Here is a 9257-nt window from a genome sequence, read left to right on the forward strand (position 1 = left end):
CCCGTCCCCGTCCCCGTCCTGGAGGACGTCCTCGGCGTTGTCGCTGGCGTGCTAACGCTGGGGGTGGTTAGTTGCGGTGGTGTGTGGTTTGTGAGCTGGGGTGTTGATGATTGATTGAGAACGGTTTCGGGGTGGTTTTGAGGGTGTGGGATGGGGGTCTGACCTGGGGCTGTTGCAGTTTCGTTGAGACAGAGCGCGGGATGTCGCGGATATGTTCCTGGGTCTAAAGGCATTGACTGTGTTCTTGCTGGTCAGTGGGGTGGCGGGGGGTCAGGACCGTCGTGTACGGGGCCGGGTTGGTGTCGGGGTGGGGCGGTGGTGGGTTTCGGCGAGGTGGTCGAGCTGGATCCCGTCGAGCAAGGTTTTGGTGATTTTTTCGGTGCCGTCACAGATCGCGGTGATCGCGGCTTGGCGGATCAGCCGGGTCAGGCTCCCGATCCGGCCCGCGGTCCGCTGGTGGAGATATGCGGCATGACGGGGGAGGGTTCCGGGCCGATGCTGCTGGAGGTTCAGAGCCTTCTCGAGGCCGGTGATGAGTTCTTTGAACGGCTCGTGTGTCCCGTGCCGGGCGGGCAGCGGCCCGCACTCGATGAGTGAGGCCCTCCCGGCGAGCTGCGCGCCACGCACACCGCTGAACAACGCGGTCGTGGTGACGTCGATGCCCGCGTACACGAACGTCGCACCGATGCGTTCGGTGAGGTCTTTGAGGAGGTCGGCACTCTGGGCGCCGGTGGTGGTGCGGGGGTTGAGGCGGTGGATCTCGTCGATCAGGACGAGACGGACACCGGCCTGCTGGTAGGTGTGGCAGACCGCGTCGGTGATCTGGGCCTGGGTCATGCGGGTGGTGACGGGGATGCCGAGGTAGCGGGCGAATTCGGTGGCGAGGGTTTTCGCGGTGGCACCGGGCGGGACGAGGACGTACGCGACCGGTACGTGCGGATGCTGGAGGCCGGGTGATGGCGGGTTGCGGTGGGTGTGGGCGAGGTGGCAGGTGCGTCCGACGTGGAGGAGCGCGGTGGTTTTCCCGGCCGCCGCGGGCCCGGTGACGATCAGAGAAGGACGAGCAGTCACGGTCTGGTGGCGGCCGAGGATCATCAGGGTGCGGACGCTGGTGGCGAGGGTGTCGATGACCGGGGTGCGGAGGGTGACGAACGCGGAGTGGTAGGCCAGGCGTTCTTCCGTGCTGCGTGGCGGGGCACCGGGCCCGGGAGGCACGGGCGGTGGTGTGGTGGCGAAGTGCTGCCAGCCCTGCCACGTGGTCACCGGCCTGCCGGCGCTACCCGTTTCGGGGACAGCACCCGCAGCCCCCTGCCCGGGCCCGCTGCCCACGTGTTCGTCGCGGGTGCCGACAGGGCGACTGCCCCTGGCCGTGGATGCCTTGGTGTTCACCATTTCAGGGCCTCCGCGCGGGCGTCGTACAGCCCGTACCCGGTATACGGCACGTCCGGTGAGCCGTCGTCCTCACCGGTGTCCTGGTCCGGGGGCGACGGCTCATCCGGCGTGTCGTCGAGAGCGTCGAGGCTGTCGTCGTCTGTTCCGGAAACCGTCTCATCGGCAGCCTGGTCCGGGTGCTGCGGGCCGTCTGAGGCCCGCTGTGCGGGCATAGGCATCCGCACAGGGGCGGTGCGGGTGATCAGGTGCTGTTCGGCGGGGGTGGCATGCCCGGTACGGGCACGGCGCAGGAGCTGGTCGAGGGCGTCGGCGAGGCCGGCCTCGTACCGGTCAGGGTCCAGGTGGCGGGTGACGGTGGTGCGGACGTACCGCCAGGTGCGGTCGTTGAACGGGTGGTGGGCGTGGTCGCGGTGAATCCACGGGATCTCGGCGAGTTGCCCGTCGGGGAGCCGTACCCAGATCTGGCGGACATCGTGCGGGTTGATGCGGACTTCCCATTTCCCGCCGCGGGCCGCTACTTCGGACTCCTGGCCCCGGTAGGGGCCCAGCAGATCACAGTCGTAGGTGCGGTGATGGATACGGATGCCGCGCTCGGTGATGGCCTGCCACCGCACCGGCAGCAACTCCAGATAATCACTGCCGCTCAAAGGGACCGGCACGTACCCGGCGACCGCGACGAGCGCCGCCCACATCTGGTTCGGCGTCAGCGCCGCCCGGGGCAGTACGGGGTGGCGCAGTCCTTCGTGCGGGCGGTGGTGCCAGTGCACGAGCCATTCGTCGAGGAGGTCCTGCAACTGGGCGACGGTGTAGCACGCCTCGCGTTCGATGTCTCTGCCGCGGCGGGTGACGTCGGAACCGGTGTAGCCGGGCAGATGCTGGCAGAACAGGGAGTTGATCGACCCGAAGGTGCGCTCCACGATGCTCTTGGCGGTCGGCGCGAACGGCGGCGCCACCTGCACGCTGATCCCGAGCGTCTCACAGGCGGCGGTGAACACCTGCGACAGGAACACTTTCCCGCGGTCCACAACGATCGTCTCCGGCATCACGACCGGCCGGGCGGCCGCCCCTTGAAGCCGCTCGTCCAGCGACAGCAGCCGATCGCCCGCAAGCAGCCTGGCGTGGGTGAAGCGCAGGGCGTCGGGCCACGCGGGCCTCGCCGGGCGCGGTACAGCCATCTCCGCGAGCAGCAGCGCCGCGTCCACGGCCTGCGTCCCGCCCGGACACAGCACCGCCGCCAGGATCGCCCGCGTGGCCACATCGACGGCGATCGTGAGCTCGGGCCGCCCCAGCGTCCCGTCGTTGAACAGCGCGAGGACATCCAGACGGGTGGTGTCGATCTGGACCTGCTCCCCGGGCCGCAGAGCCACGGTCGGGGTCATGGCGCGCCCGTCTTCCGTGATCGGCGGATTTCGGACCGGCCGCGCGGGGTGGTCGGCCGGGTGGGCGAGCTGATGGACGAGCCGGTAAAAAGTGGCCTGCGCGGGCATGGGCACCGCGTCTCCATGCCGGTCCTTGAGGAGTCGTGCGACCAGCGGCATCAGCGCCTTGACGGTGCCTTTGGAACGCCCCCGCTGCCCGCGCAGCACGTCCTTGATCGCGGTGACGACCCGCTCGTCCTGCCGACCGCCACGGCCCTTCGGGCCGCGGGTGGCGCGGTGGTCGACCAACCCCCATAGCCCCTGTTTACGGTAGGCGAGCCGCATGCGCTGCACCGTCGCCCGCGACACCCGCCCGAACCTCAGCGCGGTCAGCTCCTGCGCTTTGGCCTGCTCCCGCTGGGCCAGTGTGAACCGATCCGGGTCGTACTGCTCCCGTACCGTCCCGCCACTGCCGACCCCGCCGGGAAGGCCGCACTCGACTTCCCGGATGTGCCGCTCCCAGGCCAGCGCCTTCTCCCGCGCCGCGGCCGGCGCCGTTTCGAACAGCCCCCACCGCGGCACCGCCTGCGCCTGATCCGCCTCCGCGCCCAGGACCGCGAAGCCTGGGTCGGCGAACAGATGCCCGGACAGCACCACCTCATCCATCCCGTCCTGGCCGACCAGATGGAAGCCCTGCCCGGCCAGGGCGACGACCTGCCACCGCACCCCCCGGAACCGCACGTGGGCACCGACGGCCACGACCGGCCGCCCACCACGCCGTACCCCGCTCACACCGCCTCCCCGCCCCGGCCACTGCCGCCAGCCGCGCCGCCTTCGCATTGGTTCGTGCCGCCGCTGACGGCCTGCCCCCCTGCTCCGCCACCCACCTCATGTCCGCCGCGACCACGGACGACGTCGCAACCTTGCACGGCGGCGGCCCGTTGATCAACCGGGCCGCCCGTACCCGCAGGGACCATGGGGGAGTGGACCAGGACCCGTTCGTGCAGCGGCACGTCCAGCGCCACGGTCAGCTGCCCGTGCCACAAGGCGTGGAAGGCGACGGGCAGGACTTCGATCGGGTCGCCGACCGCCTCCACGCCGTCGATCAGCGGCCGCGGCCGCGCGAACGCCTCCAGCACGTCGGCCGCAAGTCCCGGGCGGCCCTGGTTGCGTGGGTGCCGGTAGCCGGCCAGCCACTTCAGGTTCGCCACCAGAGTCTTCTCCAGCGGCTCAAGGCGCCGGTAGACGAGCCCTACCTGCGCACACGCCTCCGCGACCGTCTCCGCGGCCTCCAACGCCCGCTCGCCGCCGGCCTCGGTGTGGCTGGGGCAGTCGGCCAGCATCCCGGTGCCGTCCTTGTAGCGGGCGAAGAGCTGCGGCACCCACGAGCGCACCCGCCCCCGGCCATCACGCCACAGCGCCCGTACCGGCCGCCCGGCCAGGCCCACCACCATGGGGTCGCGGTCGAGCACCATCAGCTGCGCCCGCATCGCGTTCGATCCCGACGCCACGTGCCGTCCGGTGGTGGCCGACCACCACAGGCCCGGCCCCCACCGGCGGCCCGGCACGACAGGGAACGCCGACACCGGATCCAGCTCCTCGAAAGCCACCGCCACCGCCGCGTCCGCCCACCGCTGCTGCACCATCCGCCCCACCGGATCGAGGAAGACGGCTTCGAACCCCGCCCCGACCACCACGTCCCGCTGCCCGGCCGCCCTTTCAGGGCCGCCCACCACGCTCCTGCCGCTCATCCCCCACCCCACCGGTGCCCCCACCGCACCGGACACGTTTCACGGGTTCTGATCACAAGCCGCCGCCTCATGCGCTAAAAGCAGCGACCGGACCACCCCGGCCAGCCCCGGCTCTACTCGCCGTCCGCACCCCGGTACGTCCCGAGGACTTCTACCGCCTCCTCCTCGGACAGCCGCGCCCACCGGGCCACCTCGTCCACCCTCATCCCAGCGTTCACCGCGGCCACCATGACCCGCCCCAGCACCTGGTCGAGCAGATCCGTGCCCCGGCTCAAACCCTCCAGCATGGACCGGGCCACCTCGGCGGTAGTACCGACCTGCGCACCACGCAACTGCTGCAGCTGCTCTTCTACCTCACCGAGGAGATTGGTGATCAAAAAGCGCTGCTCGGCAGGCACCACGGCCCGCCAGTTCGTCCCCGAGCCGGGCAACTTCTTCTCCCCGGCCAAGACCCGCAGCCCTGCAGCCACCGTCGACGGCTGATGCTCCTGCCGCACCCACCACACGTTCTCCCCGAACCGCGCATACAGACCCGGCCGCCCTTCGGGATGACGACGCAGGCGGACAACCGTCCCCATCCACGCGATCAGCGGACCCCCGTAGTCGACCGCGATCAACGGCCCCAACCAAGACCGCCCCACCCGCTCACCGAGACGGCGGCAGAACTTCCCGTCCGCCCCCAACGGCCGCGGCCGTTCACCCCCGCTGTCCACCCACACAAGCTGCGCCATGACCGGATCCAGCAGCGCATCCGCGACCGCCACCACCTCCGGGAAGATCACCGCATCGCGCCCCACCACCCGCCACCACTCCAGATCAACCCCCGCATCACCCCCGGCGACCAGGTGCAGACGCCGCGGCCAGATCTCCTCCCGCTCCCACCCGTACGCCCCCTCCCACCACCGCGCCACCACCGCATAAGCCAGCCCGAACACCTCACCCGGGTCCACACCGGCCCGCACCGCACGACGCACCACACCAGCCCACCGCCGCTGCGCCGCGACCACCTCCGGAAGACCCCGCAGATCGAGGTACTCGCGGGGCTGGTCGGCGTCCGCGTCCAGAGCCCACCGACCATGGCGCACGCACACCCGCTCCCACCGTGGCGCGTACCGCATCACCCGGGCCGGTTCGCCCGTACGCCGTGCCGTGCACAGCCGGCACCCGAACGCCACCGGCCCCGCCACCACGCCCCCGACCCTCCACACCACCCGCCCCCGGCCGCCCTCCGGTCCGTCGAGCTTGGGATCCTCCCGCCCCCACGACGGCAACGCCCGCCCCAGCGACAGCTCCCCGACCCCGCACACAGCGCCCAGCGTCCTTCGGGCTGCCGCGTCCAGCAGCACTTCCCCATCCGCACGCACGGCCCCACCCTCATGACGGGGCCGGTGGTTCACCGCCTGCCAGCGCGCCATGAACGTCTGCTCCTCCATTCCGTAGCAAGCAGCGATACGGCACAGAAAGGAGAACGTCGTCTCCCCGGCGAGAGGAGGCAGCCGTAACACCCCGGCGTTCACCGCGACCGCCCCGCCGTGCCCGCCGCCCACTGCATGCCGAGCTGGTCGAGTTCCGCCCGCCGCTGCTCGGGAAGCTTCCCAGCGCGTTTGCGGACGTTGTCAATCCACGTGCCGAGCTTGACCACCACGACCCCGCCAGCGCCCACCTGCGCACCGAACCCGCCGCCATCGGAAACCAGCTGCTCCTCGTGCTTGCGGGGTACGCGCAGGTGCCCCTCGCGGGCGTGGAACTGCCGCGCGGCCGCCAGGTTGAGCATCCACTTGTCGTCCTGGGTGCGTTGCACCGGGCGCTCGTCCTCACCGGCGGGTCCGAGCCCGAGGGCGTTCTCCAGAAGCCATTGCTGTGCCGGTTGCAGGGCGTCCCATCCCAACCGGCATCCCTTAACCCACCGCCCCAAGTCCTCGCCCTGGACCACGACCTCCCCAGCCTCCCAAGGCACGCTGCCGCCCTGGGCGAGATGGTTCTGCACGAGCCGCAGGCAGCGCTGCCACCCCGCGTCCCAGACCGGTGACCACCCCGGGTCAATCTCGTCCAGTGCTTCCCGCCGCTCCTGCGACAGGCCACCCGCGAAAGCATCGTCGGGCAGTCCGGCCTCCAACTGCTCCGCGCGCGCATCCGCGAGCCTCGCGGCCGTGCGGAGATTCTTCGCCCAGGTCCCGACCGGATACCCGTCCCACACAGCATGGGCCGGCGGCAGGAAATGGCCGTGCTCGGAGGCCCAGCGCCGGGCAGCGGCAAGCCCCTCCTCGAAGGCGTGATCGCGGTGGGACCAGACCACCCCGAGCTCCTCCAACGCCTTCACGCGCTCCGGGGCAAGTGTTCCGGCCCGGTAGTCCATGCGCTGGTTCCGCAGCCATGTCCCCAGCGGGAACCCCGCAGACTCCCACCCCTCATCCACCGGCGTCACGTAGTCGTACGCAACCTTCAGCACCCCGTCCTTCGCCACCTCGCGCACGTACCGCGCCGCAGCCGCGATCCCGCTGCGCCAGTAGTCCGTCTCGGGGTGCAGCACGCGCAGCGCGACGAACCGCGCCACCTCCGCCGGATCCCGCGGAGTGGAGAACCTCAGCAGCCCCTGCGCGGGCGCGCTCGGACCCTTCGCCTCGCCCGTCCGCTCCCGGCCCTCCGCCCCGTCGACGCCCTCGGCCCCGTCGGGCTTCCAACGCCCTGTACGGGGACGGGAGTCGGCGAGCGCCTCGATCACGTCCGTGTCGTGAGCACGCAGCGCCCCGAGGACCTTCGCGAGGGTTTCGTACCCCCTGGAGGTCATCATTTCGTCCGGACTTTCACCAGGAGCAAGGAAAACAGGGACGACCAGGCTGGCGATTTTTCCCTCGCCAGGCTGCATTCGGAGAGCCCGCCCGACCATTTGCACAATATCGACCATTGACCCGCGCGCGTCACAAAAGGCAACAGAGTCACAGTTCTTCGTGTCGACTCCTTCCCCCAGGACGCGAACCGACGCGATCATTTTGAACATGGCCGGACAGGAGACCGTGCCACCCTTCCCGTCGGGCACCTTGACCACGTTCGACGCGAACTCCTCCAGCATTGCCTTTCGGTAGCCGGCCCTGTGGTCTCCATGAAGCCAGGACGCCCCCACCCGCTCCGCCGGGTGGTAGTGCTTCGGATCCTCGGCATACAGCCGCTTCGCGACGGCGGGCAGGCCTTCGGCCATCGCTTCGGCCTCCGCGATCCGGGAGTGGAAGGTGAGGCACTTCCGCAGGTTCTCGTCCGCAGCCGCCGTCAGCAGCCCCGCCTGGAGCGCCGCGAGCCGCGCCCCGCGCACCAGGTCCGAGCCCCGGTCGCCACCCGCCTGCGCGGCATACAAGTCCGGATCGGAAATATCAACGCAAATAACCTGATAGGGGGCAACCAGCCCCCGGGAAATAGCCTGGGAGAGCGTCAGCTTCCAGGCCACAGGCCCGAACACGGGCGACTCGGGGTCCATGCTCGCGATCAGCCGCGGAGCCTCCCGGCCGCCCCGGCGGGCATCCTCGGCGGACTCCCAGATCCTCGCCGTCGCCGTCATGTACAGCCGCCGGACGGCCGGCATCTTCACCTGGTCGTGCACGGCCGCCCACGCCTTCGCCGCATCCCCCGAGGTGCGGTGCGCCTCATCCACGACCATCAGGTCGAAGGCGTCCAGCCCGAGCCGGTGCGCCCCCTGCACCGCCGTGGAGGCAGTGGCGTACGTCGAGAACACCGTCACCACATCCTCGTCCCCCACCCAGGACAGGAGCTCCGCCGCGTCCGTGGTGCAGGGCATCCCGCTGGACGCCGAAACCCGTGACTCGCACGCACCGACCATCGCCCCCGCACGCCCTGCCCGACGCCACTCCGCGGCCATCTGCGCCAGCAGATCCACCGTCGGTACCAGCACCAACACCCGCCGGGCACGCAGTCGTTGAGCGGCCACCGCCGCGATCCTCGTCTTCCCTGACGCGGTCGCCGCGATCACCTGGCACCGCAGCCCCTCCTCCGGCACCGCGACGCCGGCCGGGAACTGGAGATGACGGAGCACGGCGTCGACCGCCTCGATCTGGTGCGCCCTCAGGCCCTGGTCTGTCACCATTCCCCGTTACTCGCCGTCCCGCTCGGATTCGCACTCGTGGTCAGACTCCAGGAGCGTTCCGTCCTCTACCGGACCGAATTCCCACGTCGAGTCACACTCTTCGCAGTATCCGCTTCCGTAGAAACTCACCCGAGACATTCTCTTCTCCTCAATCAGAAACGGACACGAAAGAAAGAGCGACACTATTTCTCAGCTTCCAGTGCCGCGGAGGCATCCGCCCCCGGGCGGACAAACCATCCAGGCCGTGAATTTGACGCATCCTCAACAGGATTTATGGACGCAGCCAGAGTGTCATTTCCTCGGACTCTCCAGTGCTGGTGGGTGTCTGTCCTCTAGGAACAAGGTAGCTGACTCAGAACTATGACGCATGCAGTTCGTGGGAGGATGACCGGAAGTGTTCGCACTCGATACGATCAGGTGCGAACCTCGACAGAATCCGCCCCCGCAGCTTGATGGCTCGTCACCTCACCCAACCCTCGGCCAACCTCCCGTAGCCCGCTGCCCGCGTAGCGGGCCCAACTACCAGGCGCGGAGCGGCTGGTAGTGATCCGCCTTGGCGGATCGTCAGGGTCAGCGCGGAGCGCCGACCCTGACCCTGGGCCACGGAGTGGCCCAGCAACCCGAATTGCGAAGCAATTCGGGGAAGTGCCGCGTAGCGGCACC

General features: G+C 69.9%; 5 protein-coding genes. All 5 read right to left on the reverse strand.

Going from position 1 to position 9257, the window contains the following annotated elements; translation table 11 throughout:
- Positions 1–270: 270 nt before the first annotated feature.
- The 5 genes from OG520_RS45360 to OG520_RS45380 all read right to left on the reverse strand — a co-directional run bounded on the left by OG520_RS45360 (position 271) and on the right by OG520_RS45380 (position 8594).
- Positions 271–1263, reverse strand: coding sequence for a TniB family NTP-binding protein (locus tag OG520_RS45360; RefSeq protein ID WP_317862449.1), 993 nt, complete (start codon positions 1261–1263; stop codon positions 271–273).
- A gap of 122 nt (positions 1264–1385) precedes the next feature.
- Positions 1386–3542: a Mu transposase C-terminal domain-containing protein gene (locus OG520_RS45365; RefSeq protein ID WP_331737505.1), complete on the reverse strand. Its 2157-nt coding sequence runs from the start codon at positions 3540–3542 to the stop codon at positions 1386–1388.
- Positions 3539–4396 carry a TnsA-like heteromeric transposase endonuclease subunit gene (locus OG520_RS45370; protein ID WP_331737545.1) on the reverse strand — a complete coding sequence of 286 codons (858 nt, stop codon included), beginning with the start codon at positions 4394–4396 and terminating at the stop codon, positions 3539–3541. The genes OG520_RS45365 and OG520_RS45370 overlap by 4 nt, the downstream gene beginning before the upstream one ends.
- A 218-nt stretch (positions 4397–4614) precedes the next feature.
- Positions 4615–5916: a DNA-binding protein gene (locus tag OG520_RS45375; RefSeq protein WP_331747553.1), complete on the reverse strand. Its 1302-nt coding sequence runs from the start codon at positions 5914–5916 to the stop codon at positions 4615–4617.
- 98 nt (positions 5917–6014) lie between these two features.
- Positions 6015–8594 carry a Helicase associated domain protein gene (locus tag OG520_RS45380; protein WP_331737507.1) on the reverse strand — a complete coding sequence of 860 codons (2580 nt, stop codon included), beginning with the start codon at positions 8592–8594 and terminating at the stop codon, positions 6015–6017.
- Positions 8595–9257 lie beyond the last annotated feature (663 nt).

Source organism: Streptomyces sp. NBC_00984, assembly GCF_045162475.1.
Classification (GTDB): Bacteria; Actinomycetota; Actinomycetes; order Streptomycetales; family Streptomycetaceae; genus Streptomyces.

Bases quoted from the DNA above. Each gene is read 5' to 3' on its own strand.
- OG520_RS45370 (WP_331737545.1), bottom strand. From the start codon at position 4,396: ATGGTGCAGCAGCGGTGGGCGGACGCGGCGGTGGCGGTGGCTTTCGAG.
- OG520_RS45375 (WP_331747553.1), bottom strand. From the start codon at position 5,916: ATGGCGCGCTGGCAGGCGGTGAACCACCGGCCCCGTCATGAGGGTGGG.
- OG520_RS45380 (WP_331737507.1), bottom strand. From the start codon at position 8,594: ATGGTGACAGACCAGGGCCTGAGGGCGCACCAGATCGAGGCGGTCGAC.